The sequence below is a fragment of the Sphingomonas sp. DC4900 genome (genome assembly GCF_049896485.1).
GTDB lineage: Bacteria > Pseudomonadota > Alphaproteobacteria > Sphingomonadales > Sphingomonadaceae > Sphingomonas > Sphingomonas aquatilis.
Window position 1 is genome coordinate 150,739 of sequence record NZ_JAFCUK010000002.1, and the last position, 18,630, is coordinate 169,368.

Consider the following 18,630-nt stretch of genomic DNA (forward strand, 5'->3'; position numbering starts at 1 on the left):
CAGGTCTATGATACGATAATATTTAGCTGCATATCCGCCCGTTGGTTAGGCATCATATAATCGAGCCGAAAGTGGCAACATGATCGATCTTGGATGTTCTTCGATGAATCGGTCGGTGATGACCGCGGTTGTGTCTCACTTCGCTCGAACGGCAAATCAGATTGCACGGCGAAGCTCTTTCCTACACGGAACAAATGTGAAACACTCAGCCCCGCACCGACTCGGCGCGCCGCTCTTTCTCTCCCCACCCGCGGGGATCGCATACACAAAACCGCCCGCCGGATGACCCGGTCGGGCGGCAATCGAGGCGCCATCCGGCGCACGCGCCGGGGAAGGCTTTCGGGACGTTACGTACCGTCCACTTCGTCCACTTCCACGGACCAAAACGGCCCCCGCACCGTCGGGCACGGGGGCCGCGGGGGTTATGCCGCGAACTGGTTCATCGTGTTGTGGACGCCGCCCGCCTTCAGCGCGGCCTCGCCGGCGAAATACTCCTTGTGGTCGTCGCCGATGTCGCTGCCCGACATGTTCTGGTGCTTCACGCAGGCGATGCCTTCGCGGATTTCGCGGCGCTGCACCCCCTTGACGTAGCCGAGCATGCCCTCGTCGCCGAAATAGGCCTTGGCGAGGTTGTCGGTGCTCAGCGCCGCGGTGTGATAGGTCGGCAGCGTGATCAGGTGGTGGAAGATGCCGGCCCGCGCCGCCGCATCCTTCTGGAAGGTGCGGATGCGCTCGTCGGCCTCCTCTGCCAGCGGCGTGCCGTCGTAATCGACGCTCATCAGCCGCGCGCGGTCGTACGCCGACACGTCCCTGCCCTCGGCGGCCCAGGCGTCGAACACCTGCTGCCGGAAGTTGAGCGTCCAGTTGAAGCTGGGGCTGTTGTTATAGACCAGCTTGGCGTTCGGCACGACCTCGCGGATGCGATCGACCATCGACGCGATCTGTTCGATGTGCGGCTTCTCCGTCTCGATCCACAGCAGGTCGGCGCCGTTCTGGAGCGACGTGATGCAGTCGAGCACGCAGCGATCGGCGCCGGTGCCTTCGCGGAACTGGAACAGGTTCGACGGCAGGCGCTTGGGCCGCAGCAGCTTGCCCTCGCGCGTGATGACGACGTCGCCGTTACCGACCTGGGTCACGTCGATCTCGTCGCAGTCGAGGAAGGCGTTATACTGGTCGCCGATGTCGCCCGCCTCCTTGCTGAAGGCGATCTGCTTGGTCAGCCCTGCCCCCAGCGAGTCGGTGCGCGTCACGATGATGCCATCGTCGACGCCCAGCTCCAGGAAGGCGTAGCGGCAGGCGCGCACCTTCGCCAGGAAGTCCTCGTGCGGCACGGTGACCTTGCCGTCCTGGTGGCCGCACTGCTTCTCGTCGCTGACCTGGTTTTCGATCTGCAGCGCGCAGGCGCCTGCCTCGATCATCTTCTTGGCTAGCAGGTAGGTCGCCTCGGCATTGCCGAAGCCCGCATCGATGTCGGCGATGATCGGCACGACATGCGTCTGGTGGTTGTCGATCGCCTGGGTCAGGCGCTGCGCCTCCACCTCGTTGCCGCTCTCGCGCGCCTTGTCGAACTCGCGGAACAGCAAGCTCAGCTCGCGCGCATCGGCCTGGCGGAGGAAGGTGTACAGTTCCTCGATCAGCGCGGGCACGCTGGTCTTCTCGTGCATCGACTGGTCGGGCAGCGGGCCGAACTCGCTGCGCAGCGCCGCGACCATCCAGCCCGACAGGTACAGGTAACGCCGGTCGGTGGTGCCGAAATGCTTCTTGATGCTGATGATCTTCTGCTGCCCGATGAAGCCGTGCCAGCAACCGAGCGACTGGGTGTAGGCCGCGGGGTCGGCATCGTACGCCGCCATGTCCCGCCGCATGATACCCGCGGTGTAGCGCGCGATGTCGAGCCCGGTCTGGAAGCGGTTCTGCAACCGCATGCGCGCGACCGATTCGGCATCGATCCCGCCCCAGGTGGCGTGGCCGCCGATCGTCTGGCGGGCGGTGCCGATCTGCTGCTGGTAGGTCATGTCGCATATCCCTCGCTGTCTGGATGCGAGGATGTGTACGGAGATTGACACGGCACTCGGAGGGAAATGCGCCGCAAATCGCGTCCAAACGTCACGCCATCGGCGTTAACGCCTGTCACATTGTATGATTATTTTCAGTCAGTCCCCGGTGAAGGTGAACCCCGACACACCCCGATCCCGCTCGTTGATCAGCAGCGCCCGCCCCGCCGGCGGCGCCGACCGCTGCGGGCAATCGGTCCGCTGGCAGGCCCGGCACCCCAGGCCGATCGGCGTCGCATCGCCCTTCAGGTCGATGCCACGCGCCACCGCCAGCGCCCCGCCCAGCTCCGCCGCCACGCCGATGCCAACCGCGAATTCGGCCAGCACGCCGCCATAGCGCCGCCGCTGCGGCGTCACCGTCCGCGCAATCGTCAGCCACCGCGCCCGGTCCTCGAGCTCCACCAGCTGCACCGCAAGGCTGCCCGGCCGGTCGAATGCCTGGTGCAAGCGCCACAGCGGGCAGCGCCCCTCCGCCTCGGCGAGCGGCGACCCACTCGCCCCGGAAAAGCGCTTCGAACACTGCCCGGCGCGATCGATGCGAATGAGGAAGAACGGCAGCCCCCGCGCCCCGACGCGGTGCAGCGTCGTCAGCCGGTGCGCCACCTGCTCAAACCCCGCCCCGAACCGCCGCTGCAACAGCTCAAGGTCATACCCCGTGCTCTCGCAAGCCCGCAGGAACCGGGCATAGGGCATCATCACCGCCGCCGCGAAATAGCTGGCAAGGTGCCGCCGGAACAATCGCTCCGCCGAGCGGTCGGCAAATCCCGCCCCCTTGGCAAGCGCATCGATCTCGGCCCGTGCCTCGATCTGCGCCAATTGATAGGCGGCGGCAAAGGTACGCGACGCCGAATCGAGCACTTCGCTCAGCTGCAACTGCCGGGCATGCAGGTCGAGTCGGCGCAGCAGATCGGGCATCACGTCGACGGGCAGGATGCGGATCGTCAGCTGGTGCTTGACGCGCAACCGCTCGGCGATCGCGCCGTACAGGTCACCCGCCCCCAGTCGCAATTCGTCCGCCAGCGCTTCGGCTAGACTGTCGAGGTCCGCGAAATGCCCGCGCCACCGCTCGATCTCGCGCCGCACCTCCGCGACGGGGTCGGCCGCATCGCCGTCACGCGCCGCCCCTGCACCCAGCCGATCGTACGCCCGCGCAAACGCCTCCGCCCCGCCCGGCGCCCCGGCGAGCCATTCGGCGATCTCGTTGCGATCGATCTCCAGGTCCGCGAACAGCGGATCGGCCAGCCGCCGCCGCATCGCCGCTTCGCCACCGCCCGGCTCGCCCGCGGTCAGCGCGCGCGGATCGAAATCGTACGATTCGGCCAAACGAACGAGCAGTGCCGCCGACAGCGGCCGCTGGTTGCGCTCGACGAGGTTGAGATAGCTTGGCGAGATGCCCAGGACCTCGGCCATCGCGGCCTGCGTCAGCGCCGCCTGCCGCCGGAGCCGCCGCACCGCATGCCCCGCAAACAATTTACGCTCGGCCACGCCCCACTCCCCCACGCCACACCTGCGCTACAGGATCGCAACCCCGCGCGCTTGTCATTTTGTTACAGCATGACGCGCCCGCTTGTCCATGTGGTGGACACCATGACCCCGCTGCGCATCCGGCCCCTCTCGCCGCACCCGCCCCCACCTAGCTAACGGAATTCTCGAAAGTTTCCTGGGGAGGAAAGGTGGCCGCCGGCATCTCGTATGCCGGCGGCCATTCCCGTTCAGGGGATCAGGCGATGTGGCCGCGAAACCAATCCGCGAGTTCATCCACGCTCAATTCCCCCGCCGCCAATGCAATAAAAGCAACCACCACCTCCGCATCGGTTGCGGTCAGTGTGCAGCCGTTGAGCATCAGGAACGTTTCGCTGACCACCAGCGCCGTACGCTTGTTGCCGTCGACGAACGGATGGTTTCGCGCGATCCCGAAGGCATAGCTCGCCGCCAGATCGGCGATGTCCGGTTCCCCGTATGCGATCAGGTTGTGCGGACGCGCCAGCGCACTTTCGAGCATCGATTGGTCACGGATGCCCGCGGCTCCCCCATGCTCCGCCAACTGCTCCTCATGCGCGACAAGCGCGACCTCGATGTCAATCCAGACCCAGTCACTCATTTGGCCAGTTCGCGCAGCGCGTCGCGGCGCTTGCGCATCACCTCCCGCGCCGCTGCCATCTGGTCAGCAAACCCGATATCCTGTTTTCGCAGGAACACGCCGCCGTCCTTGGCGATCACATCGACCGTGTCGCCCTGCGCGACCCCTAGTTGCGCCAGCACGTCCTTTGGCAGAATCACGCCCTGCGAATTGCCGATCTTGATGACGCGGACTTCGGTTGCCGTCTTCAGACTGGAAAGCTTGTTCATACGCCCGTTATAACAGAGCCGCGGGAGCCGATCCACCGGCTCATGCGTCTCGTCACCACGCCGCATCGGCGGCGCAACAGGGAGCGACAATGGCAGACGGGCTGACCGCGCGGATCCGCGAGAATATCGTGCTGTACGGGGCGCTCGCCGCCAATCTCGGGATCGGTGTCGCCAAGTTCGTCGCCGCGGGCATCACGGGCTCGTCGTCGATGCTGACCGAGGGTGTTCACAGCTGCGTCGACAGCGGCAATCAGGTGCTGCTGCTCTACGGCCAGCATCGTGCCAAGCGCGCACCCGATGCCGTCCACCCCTTCGGCTACGGGCGCGAGCTGTATTTCTGGGCGTTCGTCGTCGCGATCCTGATCTTCGCGGTCGGCGCGGGCGTGTCGGTGTATGAGGGCTATCGCCACATCATCACGCCCGAACCGTTGCTCGATCCGCTGGTCAATTACATCGTGCTCGGCATTGCGATGGCGATGGAGGGCGCGTCCTGGTTCATCGCGATGCGCGAATTTTCGAAGGCGAAGGGCAAGGCAGGCTGGTGGCGCGCGATCCGCCAGAGCAAGGACCCGGCAGGCTTCATCGTGCTGTTCGAGGATTCGGCCGCGCTCGCCGGCCTCGTCATCGCCGGCGTCGGCGTGTGGGCGAGCCATTATTTCGTCGATCCGCGTATCGACGGCGTCGCATCGATCCTGATCGGGCTGATCCTCGGCCTCGTCGCCGTGCTGCTCGCGCGCGAAGCCAAGGGCCTGCTGATCGGCGAGCGCGCCGACCCGCAGGTGGTGGAGACGGTGCGCGACATCATCGCGCGCCATCCCGCCGTCACCGCCGTCAACCACGTCCGCACCATCCACACCGCGCCCGATGCGATCTTCGTCGCCGCCAGCGTCGATTTCGACGATGCCCTCACAATGGGCGCGGCCGAGACGCTGATCGAGGAGCTGGAGGACGAATTGCGCGCCGCCGTCCCGCGGCTCAGTTCGATCTATATCCGCCCCGAAAAGCGCGAGAATGCCGCGACGCTCGCCCATCCCGTCCAGGCTTAGGGGCGCGAAAATACCACGCCGCCTCAGTGTGATCTCCGTTGCCCAAGCCCCGCCGCCGCCTGTATCATCGGCGCATGGTTCGCTCCCTCCTCCGCCCCCTGCTCGCCACCGCGCTGCTACTGTCCTCGCTGTTCGGCGCGGCGCCCGCTTGGGCGGCGGTGACGATCACCTTCTGGAGCCACGAACTCGGCAACAGCTTTCCGCACGCCTTCTTTACGCTGCGTGGGGTGCCGGATGCGGGCGGTGCGCCGGTCGATGCCAATTATGGCTTTACCGCCAAATCGGTGTCGCCCAAATTGCTGCTGGGCACCGTGGCGGGGCGGCTCGACATTTCGAAGCCCTTCTACATCGCCGGCAGCGACGCGCAGTTCTCGGTCGTCCTCACTGACGCGCAATATAACGCCGTGCTCGGGCTGGTCGCGGCGTGGGACGAAAAGACCGGCGACGCGCATTACAATCTCAACCAGCGCAATTGCGTCCATTTCGTCAAGGAAGCCGCCCGCATCGCCGGCCTGACCGACCTCGACCGCCCGAAGCTGATGAAGAAGCCGCGGTCCTACCTTCAGTCGATCGCGGAGGCGAATGCCGGGCGAGTCACGGTGGTGAAGATGCACGGCAAGGCCTATCTCGCGACGCTGCCGCCGCTGGCGACGACGCCCGTGGTGGCACCGGCAGTGATGGCGGCGCCAGCGGCTGCTGCAACAGCGGCGATGCCGGTGGCAACAGGCGCACCATAAACCCCCACCCTCCCGTCACCCCGGACTCGTTCCGGGGTCCACTCTGCGGCGAGGGGAATGGCACGAGGCTCCAGCCGTGCCCGTGCGGCCCGGTGGACCCCGGACCAAGTCCGGGGTGACGTCGGGGGCTGGCGCGGGGGACGGCAAGAGGCTCAAGCCTCGCCCCCGCGGCCCGGTGGCCCCCGGAACCAGTCTGGGGTGACGACGTGGGGAGGAAAGGTCGCTACGCCGGCACGATCTCCATCACATCCAGCGTCGATTGAAACCCCGGGAACGGCAGAACCAGCCGCCAGCGCGCCTCGCCGATCCGCTCGACGAAGCCCGCCATGTCGCGCCGCAGATCGCGGCCGTATGGCATCGGCCGCGCCTCGTCGCCGAGCGCCAGCGTGCCGAGGAAGATCGTCCGCGAATCGGTGCTGTCGAACAACACGCCGCTCGCCCGCTGCACGCCGTCGGTGGCAAACTGGCGCTTGGGGCCCTCCCCTTCGACCCGGCACGCCGTCCAGGCGCCGCTCAGCAGCGCGCGCGGCGGCGGCGCGGTGCCGGCGAGCCGCTCGGCACCGTTACCGCCCAGCCGATAGGTGCGGCAGCGATAGGCCCCGGGCTTCAGCATCTCGCCGCGGATCACCTGGTCGGGATTGAACAATGCCGGGTCCGCCGACAGCACTGCTGCGCCCGCCGGATCGGCGCGCGCCTCCGCCAGCGCCTTCACCCAGGCGTCGCGCCATTCGCGCAGGCGCTGCCGGTCTTCCACCGTCGCCACCGCGCGCCAGTCGACTGCGGCCGTATCGGGGTCGCGCGCATGCGCCAGCGCCGCGCCTGCCAGCACCGTTGCGACCAGCGCCGTCGCCGTGCCCAGCCACACGCCCCTCATGCGGCCGTCCAGCCGCCGTCGACCGACAGGTTGGCGCCGGTGATCGCCTTCGCCTCGTCGCGACACAGGAACAGCGCGAGCGCCGCGACCTGTTCGGGCGTCACGAATTCCTTGGTGGGCTGCGCGGCGAGCAGCACGTCGTTCATCACCTGATCGCGCGTCAGCCCGCGCGCCTTCATCGTATCGGGAATCTGCGCCTCGACCAGCGGCGTCCAGACATAGCCCGGCGAAATGCAATTGACCGTGATGCCGTGCGTCGCGGTTTCCAGCGCGACCGTCTTGGTCAGCCCCACCAGCCCGTGCTTGGCCATGACATAGGCCGACTTGTTGGGACTCGCCACTTGGCTATGCGCCGATGCGGTCGAGATGATCCGCCCCCAGCCGCGCGCCTTCATATGCGGCACCACGGCCTTCATAACATGCCAGGCGCTCGTCATGTTAATGCGGACGATCGCTTCCATCTTGTCGTCGGGAAAGTCTTCGATCGGCGACACGTGCTGGATGCCGGCATTGTTGATCGCAATGTCGATCCGCCCCGTCTCGGCGACCGCGCGGTCGATCAGCGCCGCGATCTCGTCGGGCTTGGTCATGTCGGCCGCGTCGTACAGCGCGGTCGCGCCGCTGGTGGCCGCCAGTTCGGCGCGGATCGCCTCGATGGCATCCGCATCGCCAAAGCCATTGATGACGAGGCTCGCGCCCTCTGCCGCCAGCGCCTTCGCATAGGCGAGGCCGATGCCGGAGGTGGAGCCGGTGATGACCGCGGTCTTGCCCTGAAGGATCATGCTACTCTCCTGATAACACGCCTGTCGTGGCGCCAAGCGCAGCCGGTTGCAACCGGGGGACGGGTTCGGGCATTCGTTACACACGCTAAACGGAGCCTGCCATGCGCCTCGACGATTTCGATCCCAACGACATTAACGTCGGCGACCAGCGTGGCTCGGGCGGCGGCTTCGGCGGGGGTGGCGGCGGCGGTCTATTGTTCGGCCTGCTGCCGCTGATCGGCAGCCGCTTCGGGTGCGGCGGCATCGTCGTCGTGTTGTTGCTGTTCGCGGTATTCGGCGGGCTCGGTAACCTTAGCACCCTGATCGGTGGCGGCGGTGGCAGCACCGGCCGGCCGGCAACCCAGGTCGAGGGACCGCAGGCGGTGACCAAGGCCTGTACGCTCGACGCTGAGAGCAAGGCGGCATGCAACACCTTCGATTCGGCGCAGCGGACGTGGACCGCGCTATTCCAGCAGGAGGGGCAGCGCTTCCAAAAGCCCAGCCTGCAATTCTACAGCGGCAGCGGCCGGTCTGGATGCGGCGCCGCGCAGGCAGCGATGGGCCCGTTCTACTGCCCGACCGATCAGGGCATCTATCTGGACACCAGCTTCTTCAACGAACTGGCCAATCGCTTCGGCGCCAAGGGTGACTTCGCGCAGGATTACGTGATCGCCCACGAATTCGGCCATCACATCCAGAACCTGCTCGGCACGTCGGACAAGGTGCAGCAGATCCAGCGCAGCAGCTCGGAGCGAGAGGGCAATGCCGCCTCGGTCCGCCTCGAACTGCAGGCCGATTGCTACGCCGGCGTCTGGGCCGCACAGAACCGCAGCCGCATGGAGCCGGGCGATCTGGAAGAGGGCCTGACCGCCGCCGGCGCGATCGGCGACGACACGCTGCAAAAGGAAAGCCAGGGCCGCGTCGTCCCCGACAGCTTCACCCACGGCACCTCCGCCCAGCGCCAGACCTGGCTGCGCCGCGGCATCGAAACCGGCGATCCGGCCGCCTGCGACACTTTCTCCGGCGCGATCTGACGGAGATTTCGAACGGCGGTAAACACCGCCACACCCGCCCCGTCATCCCCGCGCAGGCGGGGATCTTCCCTGGACGGTACGCTTCGGGAGCCACGAGGAGCCCCAACTCTCCTAGACGTTCCGTCATTCCCGCGAAGGCGGGAATCCATAACCGCTAGCGTTTATAATGGAGTCGCCGCGGTAGCGCGTCTGGATCCCCGCCTGCGCGGGGATGACGAGGCGGGTGAAGCGTGCGTCCCTCCCTGACAAACGTCGCCCCGGCGCGCCCCTACCGGCTCGCCATCTGCCGCGCGAAATGCACCTCGACCGCCTTGGTCACGCTTTCCGCAATCTTCTCCCGCCCCTCGCTGCTGTCGAGGAACGCCGCATCGCGCGGGTTGGAGATATAGCCCGTCTCGAACAGGATCGACGGCATGTCGGGCGCCTTCAGCACCATCAGCGATGCCATGCGGTGGAACACCGGCTTGGTCGGAATCAGCGGCTTGGCCTCGCGCCCCAGCAGCCGCGCGAAGTTCGCCGACGTGTTCATCGTCTCGCGCTGCGCCAAGTCGATCAGGATCGACGTGACGTCCGCGCCCGCATCGCCCAGGTTCACGCCGGAGATCACGTCCGCCTTGTTCTCGCGCGCCGCCAGCCGCGCCGCTTCCTTGTCGGAGGCGACTTCCGACAGGGTGTAGACCGACGCACCGCTCGCCTCCCCGCTGCCGACGCTGTCGCAGTGGATCGAGATGAACAGATTGGCCTTCAGCCGCCGTGCGATGCCGTAGCGTTCGCGCAGCACCAGAAAGCGGTCGTCGTCGCGCGTCAGCGCTACGCGCACCCGCCCGGTGGCGAGCAACTGGTCGCGAATCGTCCGCGCGATGCGCAGCGTCACGTCCTTTTCGCGCAGCCCGGTCACCGGATTGATCGCACCCGGATCGACGCCGCCATGCCCCGCATCGATCACCACCAGCGGCCGGTTGTCGTCGCCACGCACTTTGGGCAGCGGCAGGCCGCGCGCCGGGGGCGGCACCGGCACCGATACCTTGTACTTGGGCCGTGCCGCCCAGCCGCCGATGTCGAAGGACAGGAAGCTCAGCGGCCCCGCCGCCCCCGCCGCCGCGAAGCGCGCCGCGCTCGCCGGCTCGATCGACAGCACCAGGCTGCGCCCGTCCTGCTCGAATGAGGCATCACCGATGATCGCTGGCCGCGCGAGGTCGAACAGAAGCCGCGTGCCCGCACCTTGCCGCAGCTGGGTGACGCTGCTCACCGGCCCGCCGCCGCGCGCGCGCGCACCGGGTACGGCATCGGCGATGTCGACGGCGATCTGACGGCTGGCCGACAGGATCTCGCCGCTCGCATCCGCGACCGGGCCATCGAAGCGGATGACGATCCGCCCGTCCTGCACCGCGACACTACGGATCATCGTCGCCGCCCAGGCGGGCGCGCTCGTGAACCATCCCGCAATCAGGGCGAACAACGTCAGCACACGGCGTCCTTGCCGCGACAGGCGTACGCGGGTCCAGCGAAAAGCCATACACAACCCCTCGGGCGATTCTGAACGCGATCGCCACGGGGCCGTTGTGACGCACAGGGTGCCAACAGGGGGTTGCCCGGCAAGGTTAATCCGGAATTCGGCACGATTTTGCCGGCCGATACGGCAAGTTCCTGCCAGTTGCGGTTCGCGCAGGCCGATGCTACCAACGGACTGCACCCGTGCGTCGCCCGTGAATACAGATCGGAGATGCGCCGGTTCTCGCGCCGTCCTGGCGCGGTCTTAACCAGGTTGACGCTCGCATGACGCACTTTTCCACCGTTCGACACCGCCCGGCCTCGGCCGGCGGCGTGTCGGGCGTGCGGGAGGGCCGTGCCCCCCGATGTGCCGGGCGAGCAGACGCATCTTTGCCACAAACCCGCGCCGGTCCGCCCGGCGCCACCTATCAACGCGCATGCGCGCCCTGCCGCCCGGTCCGTCACGGACCCGCCGCCGGAGCGCCACGCGCGCGGAGACTATTCAATGACCACGCGTATGCTGATCGACGCACGCCACCGGGAAGAAACCCGCGTCGCCGTCGTCAAGAATAACCGGATCGAAGAGTTCGATTTCGAATCTGCCGAACGCAAGCAGCTCAAGGGCAACATCTATCTCGCCAAGGTGACGCGCGTCGAGCCGTCGCTGCAGGCGGCGTTCGTCGATTACGGCGGCAATCGCCACGGCTTCCTCGCCTTCAGCGAAATCCACCCCGATTACTATCAGATCCCCAAGGAAGACCGCGACGCGCTGCTGCGCGAAGAGGCGGAGCATGCCGCGGAGGAAGCCGCGCTGCGCGCCGAGCATGACGACGACGATCATGACGACGATGCGCACGACGATTACGACGACGCCGATCATCATGACGACGACGATGCCGATCACGACGACGCCGAGGGCGGCGAAGGCGCCCCCGCGAAGAAGCCGCGCAATGGCAATGACGACCAGGTCGAGGCGCTGCGCCAGCGCCGCATGAACCTGCGCCGCCGCTACAAGATCCAGGACGTCATCCGCCGCCGTCAGGTGCTGCTGGTGCAGGTCGTCAAGGAAGAGCGCGGCAACAAGGGCGCGGCGCTGACGACCTATCTGTCGCTTGCCGGTCGCTATTGCGTGCTGATGCCCAACACGTCGCACGGCGGCGGAATCAGCCGCAAGATCAGCAACGCCGCCGATCGCAAGCGCCTGAAGTCGATCATGGCCGACATGCAGCTGCCCAGCTCGATGGGCTGCATCGTCCGCACCGCCGGCCTGCAGCGCACCAAGGTCGAGATCAAGCGCGACTTCGATTATCTCGCGCGTCTGTGGGACGGCATTCGCGAAGCGACGCTCGGCTCGTCGGCGCCGGCGCTGATCTATGGTGACAGCGACCTCATCAAGCGCGCGATCCGCGACATCTACAACAAGGACATCGACGAGGTGATCGTCGAGGGCGAAGAGGGCTATCGCCACGCCAAGGAGTTCATGCGGCTCCTGATGCCCAGCCACGCCCGCCGCGTGAAGCAATATGCCGACGCGGTGCCGCTGTTCCAGCGCGCGCATGTCGAAGATCAGCTCGCCGCCATGTACCACCCGGTCGTGCAGCTGAAGTCGGGCGGCTATCTGGTGATCAACCCGACCGAGGCGCTCGTCTCGATCGACATCAACTCGGGCCGGTCGACGCGCGAGCACAATATCGAACAGACCGCGACCGCGACCAACCTCGAAGCCGCCAAGGAAATCGCCCGCCAGCTGCGCCTGCGCGACATGGCCGGCCTCGTCGTCATCGACTTCATCGACATGGACAACAATTCCAATGTCCGGAAGGTCGAGAAGGCGATGAAGGAAGCGCTGAAGGACGATCGCGCCCGCATCCAGGTCGGCCGCATCTCGTCGTTCGGCCTGATGGAAATGAGCCGCCAGCGCCTGCGCACCGGCGTGCTCGAAGCCTCGACGCGCCCCTGCCCGCATTGCGAAGGCACGGGCCTCGTCCGGACCGCCTCGTCGGCGGGCCTCAGCGCGCTGCGTCTGATCGAGGACGAAGCGGCCCGCGGCCGCGGTTCGGTGCTCACCCTGCGCGCCAGCCAGGAAGCGACGATCTACGTCCTCAACAAGAAGCGCGCGGACATCGCCGAGATCGAGGATCGCTATGGCGTGATCGTCGAGATCGTCCCCGATCGCGAAGAGGAAGGCGCGCGCATGTCGGTCGAGGCCAGCGGCCCGCCGCCCGCGCACCCGCCCAAGATCGAGGCGCTGGTCGAAGAAGACTATGACGACGTCCCCGAGGATATCGAGGACGAGGAAGAGGAAGACGAGATCGTCGAGGCCGTCGAGGAAGAGCCGCGGCGTGAGCGCGAGCGCGAGGAGCGTGGCGAGGGCGAAGGCCGTGGCCGCCGCCGCCGCCGTCGCGGTCGCCGCGGTCGCAACCGCGAGGACGAAGCTGGCAACACCGCGTCGGACGATACCGCCGAAGCACCGGTCGACGCGACCGACGCGGAGGATGCCGACACCGACGTCGAACCGGTCGCGGGTGACGAGGCCGACACCGTCGAGGCCGACGGTGAGCAGCCGCAGGGCGAAGGCCGTCGCCGTCGCGGGCGTCGCGGGCGCCGTGGCGGTCGCCGCCATGCCGAAGGCACACCGGTCGAGGGCACGGACGCCGCGGTCGACAGCGCCGACGCCGATGGCGATGCGCCGGCGGCCAACGAACCAATCGTCGAGGCTGGCGATGCCGGTCCGGTGACGACCGGTCTCGACGCGCCGGCCCCGGCCAAGGTCGAAGACGCCGAGCCCGTCGAGGCCCCGCGCACCCGCCGCCGCCCGCGCGCCCGCAAGGTCGCCGACGCGGCGCCGGTCGAGGCCCCCGCCGCGGCCGAAGCGGAGCCCGCCGCGGCCGAAGCGCCGGTCGCCGCCCCGGCGGCCGACGCCGAACCGGCGCCCAAGCCCAAGCGCACCCGCAAGAAGGCCACCCCGGCACCCGCCGCCGAAGAGGCTCCGGCCGCCAAGGCGCCCGCCGCGGAGGAAAAGCCCAAGCGTCGCCGCACGCGCAAGGCCGCCACGACCGATGCCGCCCCTGCGGACACGGTCACCGCCCCGGAACCCGCCGCCCCGGCTGAGCCCGAGGAAGCAGAAACCCCGGCCACGGACACTGCAACCGACACCGGCGAACAACCCCGCCGCGGCTGGTGGCAGCGCACCTTCGGCGCCTGATCGCCCCCGCCCACAGCGGCCAATAAAAAACGCCCTCTTCCACGCGGAAGAGGGCGTTTTTCATTAGAGCAGACCGCGGAACCACGTAGGACGCCACCTACCGCAACGTCATCCCAGCGAAGGCTGGCATCTCCGGTGACGGGGCACGACAGGAGCCGCAAAAGGGCTCACCCGCCGCTGGGAAGACGTCGGTCATGAAGCATGCGCTGCACCCAGTGCGATCGCAGACCAAAAGGCCCCAAGCCGCCATTCCGGCACATTCAGCGCCCGGCATGTAGGTCACAAACGGCCTGACCCAAACACCCCGTCATGCCGGACTCGTTCCGGCATCCACCGCGCCGCGCATGGGCAAACGTTGCGTCACGCAACGACGACGACCAGCACAACGGACGCCACAAGCGCCCCACACCTGATCCCAGCCGCGCTCAAACCACCGTCATTCCCGCGTAGGCGGGAATCCAGACTGGCAAGCCCCACGGCTCCTACCGCAACGGTAGCGGTTCTAGATTCCCGCCTAAGCGGGAATCACGGACAGGACGGAGAAGGCGACCGCGTCATCAGCCAACGCCACGACCCGGACCGTCCCGGCCCTCATCCTCAGCGCAGCTTCTCGGACCCATTCTTCAGCGCCGCCTTCTGCTCTTCGGTCATCGCCTGCGCATTCACGTCGGCGTCGTCGATCGCATCGGCCTGCTGTTCGCCGCTCTTGCGGATTTCCTTGGCCTGGTCCTTCAGATTGTCCGCTGCCTGCTCCATCGCATCGGCGCGGTTGTCGTAGGACTTCTCGACCTCGGAGCCGAGCTTGTCGTCGCCCTTGCCGCCGCACGCGCTCAGCGAGAGTGCCATCGCCACCAGCGTCGCGCCGGCCAGAATCGTCTTCTTCATGTGTCGTCCCCTGTTGTTGTCCAAGCGAAAGGGCCGCCCCGCGATGCGAGACGACCCTGTCGGTTACGCGAACTGATGTCGTGGATCAGATCTTGTCGCCGAGCGCGCCCTTGACGCTGCCCTTGACGTCCTGACCGGTGCCCTTGGCCTGCTGCGCTTCGCCTTCTGCCACCAGACGGCCATTGTCGGTCGCCTTGCCGACAGCTTCCTTGACGTTGCCGGCGATCTTGTTGCCGGCCGCTGCGACCTTATCGGTGAATTCGCCCATCGATCGTCTCCTGCGATTGACTGCGACCCGCCAGCCGGGCCGCTTGATCTATCGCAAGAACAACGGGCCGAAGTCGGACCGGTTCCGTGACAAAAACTTTAGCGTTTGGTGCGGAACCAATACGATATCAGATCAAACCGGCGAGTGGACTTGATGGGTCGGCATAGCGCCGCTGCCCCATCCGCCCGGCACGATAGGCCATCCGCCCCGCCTCGACCGCGCGCCGCATCGCGCCCGCCATCAGGATCGGGTCCTTGGCCTCGGCGATCGCGGTGTTCATCAACACGCCGTCGCAGCCCAGCTCCATCGCCACCGCCGCGTCCGACGCGGTGCCGACGCCCGCATCGACCAGCACCGGCACGCCCGCACCCTCGACGATCAGCCGGATCGTCACGCGGTTCTGGATGCCGAGTCCGGACCCGATCGGCGCGCCCAAGGGCATGATCGCCACCGCCCCGGCATTCTCCAGCCGCTTCGCCGCGATCGGATCGTCGACGCAATAGACCATCGGCTTGAAGCCTTCGTTCGCCAGCACCTCCGTCGCGCGCAGCGTCTCGTGCATGTCGGGGTAGAGCGTCTTCGCCTCGCCCAGCACTTCCAGCTTCACGAGGTCCCAACCGCCCGCCTCTCGGGCCAGCCGCAGCGTGCGGATCGCGCTCTCCGCGTCGAAACAGCCCGCGGTGTTGGGCAGGTAGGTGACCTTCTTGGGATCGATATAGTCGGTCAGCATCGGCGCATTGCGATCACTGACGTTCACCCGCCGCACCGCGACCGTGACGATCTCCGCACCGCTCGCCTCCAGCGCCGCGGCATTCTGCGCGAAATCCTTATACTTGCCCGTCCCGACGATCAGCCGCGACCGGAACGTCTTGCCCGCGACGCTCCACGTGTCGTCGACGATCGGCGCCTGATGGTCGCCACCACCGACGAAATGCACGATCTCGATATCGTCGCCATCCTCGACGCACACGTCTTTCAACGTCGAGCGCGGCACGACCTCCAGGTTCCGCTCCACCGCGACCTTCTCGGGCACCAGCCCCAGCTCGTTCGCCAGATCGGCGAGGCTGAGGCCGGCGGCGACGCGCTTGTGCTCGCCGTTCACGGTGATCGATACGGTGCCGTCGCTATGGGCCATGACGCGTCAAACTCCTTATGCGTGCCCCATCTAGGCGCGTCACGCCGCGTGTCCACCGTTGCGGGGTCGATTCACGCGAAGCCGCGACGCCGCAAAGAGGCAAAAGAAGGTGCGTTCACGCGGAGACGCGGAGACGCGGAGGTGGCTTGCCCGCGGCAGCGGGCTTTCTCTTATCGCCAGCGAAATTGAGACCGCTTCGCGGTGGAGCGGGGTGGTCGTCGCGTGCGCAACCCTCCGCGTCTCCGCGTCTCCGCGTGAACCCCTTCTTCGCGTCTTCGCGTCTTCGCGTGAAAACCCCCTGCTTTGCGCCGCCCGCGAAACGACGATACACCCCCGCCCATGACCGACACGATCTACGTCCTCAACGGCCCGAACCTGAACCTGCTCGGCACGCGCGAGCCGGAGATCTACGGCCACGACACGCTCGACGACATCGCCGGCCAGCTCGAAGACCGCGCCCGGGAGCTCAACCTCGACATCGACATGCGCCAGTCCAACCACGAAGGGCACCTCGTCGACTGGCTGCACGAAGCGCAGGCGCGCGGCGCGAAGGCGGTGATCCTCAACGCCGGCGCCTTCACGCACACGTCTGTCGCCGTCCACGACGCGATCAAGGGTATCCGCACGCCGGTGATCGAGGTCCACCTCTCCAACCCGCACACCCGCGAGGACTTCCGCCACGTCAGCTTCGTCGGGCGTGCCGCAAAAGGCACGATCGCCGGCTTTGGCGCCCTCTCCTACATGCTCGCGCTTGAAGCCGCGGCGCGCTTCTGACAGGAGGCCTTCCCATGACCGTCCAGACCCCCAACGGCGCCATGCAGGTTGACGTGAACCTCGTGCGCCAGCTCGCCGAACTGCTCGACGCCACCCATCTGACCGAGATCGAGGTGGAAGAGGGCGACCGCAAGATCCGCGTCGCGCGCAAGGCCGCCCCCCAGGCCGCGCCCGTCCATTACGCCCCCGCGCCCGTCGCCGCAGCGCCTGCCGCCCCCGCGGCCGCAGCGCCGGTCGAAGCCGGTGCGATGGCACCAGCCGTGTCGGCCAATGCGGTGAAGTCGCCGATGGTCGGCACCGCCTATCTCGCCGCCGAGCCGGGCGCGAAGCCCTTCGTCAGCGTCGGCCAGAGCGTCTCGGCCGGCGACACGCTGCTGATCGTCGAGGCGATGAAGGTCATGAACCCGATCGTCGCCGCCACCGCCGGCACCGTCCGCCAGATTCTGATCGAAAACGGCCAGCCGGTCGAATTCGACCAGCCGCTCGTGGTCGTCGAGTAACCACGCGTGACCGCTGCTCCCCGTCAGATCAAGAAGCTGCTGATCGCCAACCGTGGCGAAATCGCGCTGCGCATCCACCGCGCCTGCCGCGAAATGGGCATCCGCACCGTCGCGGTCCATTCCACCGCTGATGCCGACGCAATGCACGTCCGCCTCGCCGACGAGGCGATCTGCATCGGGCCGCCCGCCGCGGTCGACAGCTACCTCAACATCCCGAACATCATTTCGGCGGCCGAGATCAGCGGCGCCGACGCGATCCACCCGGGCTATGGTTTCCTGAGCGAAAACGCGCGGTTCGCCGAGATCGTCGAGCTGCATAACCTGATCTTCGTCGGGCCGAAGCCCGAGCATATCCGCACGATGGGCGACAAGATCGAGGCGAAGCGCACCGCTGGCGCGCTCGGCCTGCCGCTCGTCCCCGGATCGGACGGCGCGATCAGCGACGTCGCTGAGGCGAAGGCGATCGCGGCGAAGGCCGGCTATCCCGTCATCATCAAGGCGGCGTCGGGCGGCGGCGGCCGCGGCATGAAGGTGTGCCATTCCGAGGACGAACTCGAAACGCTGATGCAGCAGGCCGGCAGCGAGGCGAAGGCCGCGTTCGGCGATGCCACGGTGTATCTCGAAAAGTATCTCGGCAACCCGCGCCATATCGAGATCCAGGTCTTCGGCGACGGCAACGGCAATGCGATCCACTTGGGCGAGCGCGACTGCTCGCTCCAGCGTCGCCACCAGAAGGTGCTGGAAGAGGCTCCCTCCCCCGTGCTCGCCCATGCCGATCGCGAACGCATCGGCGGCGTCTGTGCGAAGGCGATGGCCGACATGGGCTATCGCGGCGCCGGCACGATCGAATTCCTGTGGGAAGACGGCGAATTCTACTTCATCGAGATGAACACCCGTTTGCAGGTGGAACATCCGGTGACGGAGATGATCACCGGTCTCGACCTCGTCCGCGAACAGATCCGCGTCGCCGAAGGGCATCCGCTGACGCTGCGCCAGGAAGACGTGCAGTTCCGCGGTCATGCGATCGAATGCCGCATCAATGCCGAGGACCCGCGCACCTTCGCCCCCTCGCCGGGCCTGGTGAAGCAGTTCCACGCGCCGGGCGGCATGCACGTGCGCGTCGATAGCGGCCTCTACGCCGGCTATAAGGTGCCGCCCTATTACGACAGCATGATCGCCAAGCTGATCGTCTACGGCACCACCCGCGAAGGGGCGCTGCGCCGCCTGCGCCGCGCGCTGGAGGAATTCGTCATCGACGGTCCGACGACGACGATCCCGCTGCATCAGGCGCTGCTCGACGATCCCGAATTCCAGCGCGGCGACTATACGATCAAGTGGCTGGAAGAGTGGCTCGCGAAGCAGGGATGATGGCGGCCGTCCCTGGGACGGCCTCCTCCTGACCCGCCAGCCCCGATCGTCCTACACTCACAGAGTCCTCCCAGCGAAGGTGGGAATCTCCCGGCAAGCGCGCGCAACACGCGCCGCGAGAGGCTTCTGCCTTCGCCGGGACGACGGAT

The 18,630-nt window shown here is 67.3% G+C and carries 17 protein-coding genes; 7 read left to right on the forward strand and 10 right to left on the reverse strand.

The window, feature by feature from the left end:
* Positions 1-422: 422 nt before the first annotated feature.
* From ACP690_RS03230 to ACP690_RS03245, 4 genes are all read right to left on the reverse strand, one after another.
* A complete protein-coding gene (locus ACP690_RS03230; protein WP_426260122.1) occupies positions 423-2,015 on the reverse strand; it encodes an isocitrate lyase in 1,593 nt (530 codons plus the stop codon).
* A 138-nt stretch (positions 2,016-2,153) separates the two neighbouring features.
* Positions 2,154-3,539 (reverse strand): helix-turn-helix domain-containing protein, encoded by a 1,386-nt coding sequence (locus tag ACP690_RS03235; protein ID WP_147036882.1) that lies wholly within the window; start codon positions 3,537-3,539, stop codon positions 2,154-2,156.
* A 235-nt stretch (positions 3,540-3,774) separates the two neighbouring features.
* Positions 3,775-4,155, reverse strand: a complete 381-nt coding sequence (locus ACP690_RS03240; protein ID WP_426260123.1) for a type II toxin-antitoxin system death-on-curing family toxin — start codon at positions 4,153-4,155, stop codon at positions 3,775-3,777.
* A complete protein-coding gene (locus ACP690_RS03245; protein ID WP_426260124.1) occupies positions 4,152-4,469 on the reverse strand; it encodes an AbrB/MazE/SpoVT family DNA-binding domain-containing protein in 318 nt (105 codons plus the stop codon). Before ACP690_RS03245 ends, ACP690_RS03240 begins: the two co-directional genes overlap by 4 nt.
* Before the next feature lie 23 nt (positions 4,470-4,492).
* On the opposite strand from ACP690_RS03245, the gene ACP690_RS03250 reads away from it, so the two are divergent.
* Together ACP690_RS03250 and ACP690_RS03255 are read left to right on the forward strand one after the other, a co-directional pair.
* Positions 4,493-5,449, forward strand: a complete 957-nt coding sequence (locus ACP690_RS03250) for a cation diffusion facilitator family transporter (protein WP_294215743.1) — start codon at positions 4,493-4,495, stop codon at positions 5,447-5,449.
* Between the two features lie 74 nt (positions 5,450-5,523).
* On the forward strand, positions 5,524-6,186 hold the full coding sequence (locus ACP690_RS03255) for a hypothetical protein (RefSeq protein ID WP_426260125.1): 663 nt from the start codon (positions 5,524-5,526) through the stop codon (positions 6,184-6,186).
* A 223-nt stretch (positions 6,187-6,409) separates the two neighbouring features.
* Here ACP690_RS03255 and ACP690_RS03260 read toward each other — a convergent pair whose 3' ends face one another.
* A complete protein-coding gene (locus ACP690_RS03260) occupies positions 6,410-7,060 on the reverse strand; it encodes a DUF4893 domain-containing protein (protein ID WP_426260126.1) in 651 nt (216 codons plus the stop codon).
* The gene (locus tag ACP690_RS03265; protein WP_426260127.1) at positions 7,057-7,842 is read right to left on the reverse strand and encodes a 3-hydroxybutyrate dehydrogenase; all 786 of its coding nucleotides are present in this window, start codon (positions 7,840-7,842) and stop codon (positions 7,057-7,059) included. Before ACP690_RS03265 ends, ACP690_RS03260 begins: the two co-directional genes overlap by 4 nt.
* 101 nt (positions 7,843-7,943) lie before the next feature.
* Between ACP690_RS03265 and ypfJ the strand changes: the two genes are divergently transcribed.
* Entirely contained in the window at positions 7,944-8,855 is a 912-nt protein-coding gene (gene ypfJ, locus ACP690_RS03270; RefSeq protein ID WP_426260128.1) for a KPN_02809 family neutral zinc metallopeptidase, read from the forward strand.
* A gap of 268 nt (positions 8,856-9,123) precedes the next feature.
* Here ypfJ and ACP690_RS03275 read toward each other — a convergent pair whose 3' ends face one another.
* The gene (locus tag ACP690_RS03275; RefSeq protein ID WP_426260129.1) at positions 9,124-10,371 is read right to left on the reverse strand and encodes an N-acetylmuramoyl-L-alanine amidase family protein; all 1,248 of its coding nucleotides are present in this window, start codon (positions 10,369-10,371) and stop codon (positions 9,124-9,126) included.
* Between the two features lie 492 nt (positions 10,372-10,863).
* Here ACP690_RS03275 and ACP690_RS03280 point away from each other — a divergent pair, with 492 nt between their 5' ends.
* Positions 10,864-13,551 (forward strand): Rne/Rng family ribonuclease, encoded by a 2,688-nt coding sequence (locus ACP690_RS03280; RefSeq protein WP_426260299.1) that lies wholly within the window; start codon positions 10,864-10,866, stop codon positions 13,549-13,551.
* A 597-nt stretch (positions 13,552-14,148) separates the two neighbouring features.
* Here the strand turns inward: ACP690_RS03280 and ACP690_RS03285 are convergent.
* The 3 genes from ACP690_RS03285 to thiS form a co-directional block, all read right to left on the reverse strand.
* Positions 14,149-14,436 carry a hypothetical protein gene (locus ACP690_RS03285; protein WP_017977648.1) on the reverse strand — a complete coding sequence of 96 codons (288 nt, stop codon included), beginning with the start codon at positions 14,434-14,436 and terminating at the stop codon, positions 14,149-14,151.
* A gap of 85 nt (positions 14,437-14,521) precedes the next feature.
* Entirely contained in the window at positions 14,522-14,704 is a 183-nt protein-coding gene (locus ACP690_RS03290; protein WP_426260130.1) for a CsbD family protein, read from the reverse strand.
* Positions 14,705-14,831: 127 nt separating this feature from the next.
* Positions 14,832-15,839, reverse strand: coding sequence for a sulfur carrier protein ThiS (gene thiS / locus ACP690_RS03295; RefSeq protein ID WP_331360585.1), 1,008 nt, complete (start codon positions 15,837-15,839; stop codon positions 14,832-14,834).
* 339 nt (positions 15,840-16,178) lie between these two features.
* Between thiS and aroQ the strand changes: the two genes are divergently transcribed.
* From aroQ to accC, 3 genes are read left to right on the forward strand one after another with little or no spacing between them, the layout of a single operon-like run.
* Positions 16,179-16,613 (forward strand): type II 3-dehydroquinate dehydratase, encoded by a 435-nt coding sequence (gene aroQ / locus ACP690_RS03300; protein WP_426260131.1) that lies wholly within the window; start codon positions 16,179-16,181, stop codon positions 16,611-16,613.
* 14 nt (positions 16,614-16,627) lie between these two features.
* Positions 16,628-17,113: an acetyl-CoA carboxylase biotin carboxyl carrier protein gene (accB, locus tag ACP690_RS03305; RefSeq protein WP_426256162.1), complete on the forward strand. Its 486-nt coding sequence runs from the start codon at positions 16,628-16,630 to the stop codon at positions 17,111-17,113.
* A 6-nt stretch (positions 17,114-17,119) separates the two neighbouring features.
* On the forward strand, positions 17,120-18,481 hold the full coding sequence (gene accC / locus ACP690_RS03310) for an acetyl-CoA carboxylase biotin carboxylase subunit (RefSeq protein ID WP_426260132.1): 1,362 nt from the start codon (positions 17,120-17,122) through the stop codon (positions 18,479-18,481).
* Positions 18,482-18,630: the final 149 nt, after the last annotated feature.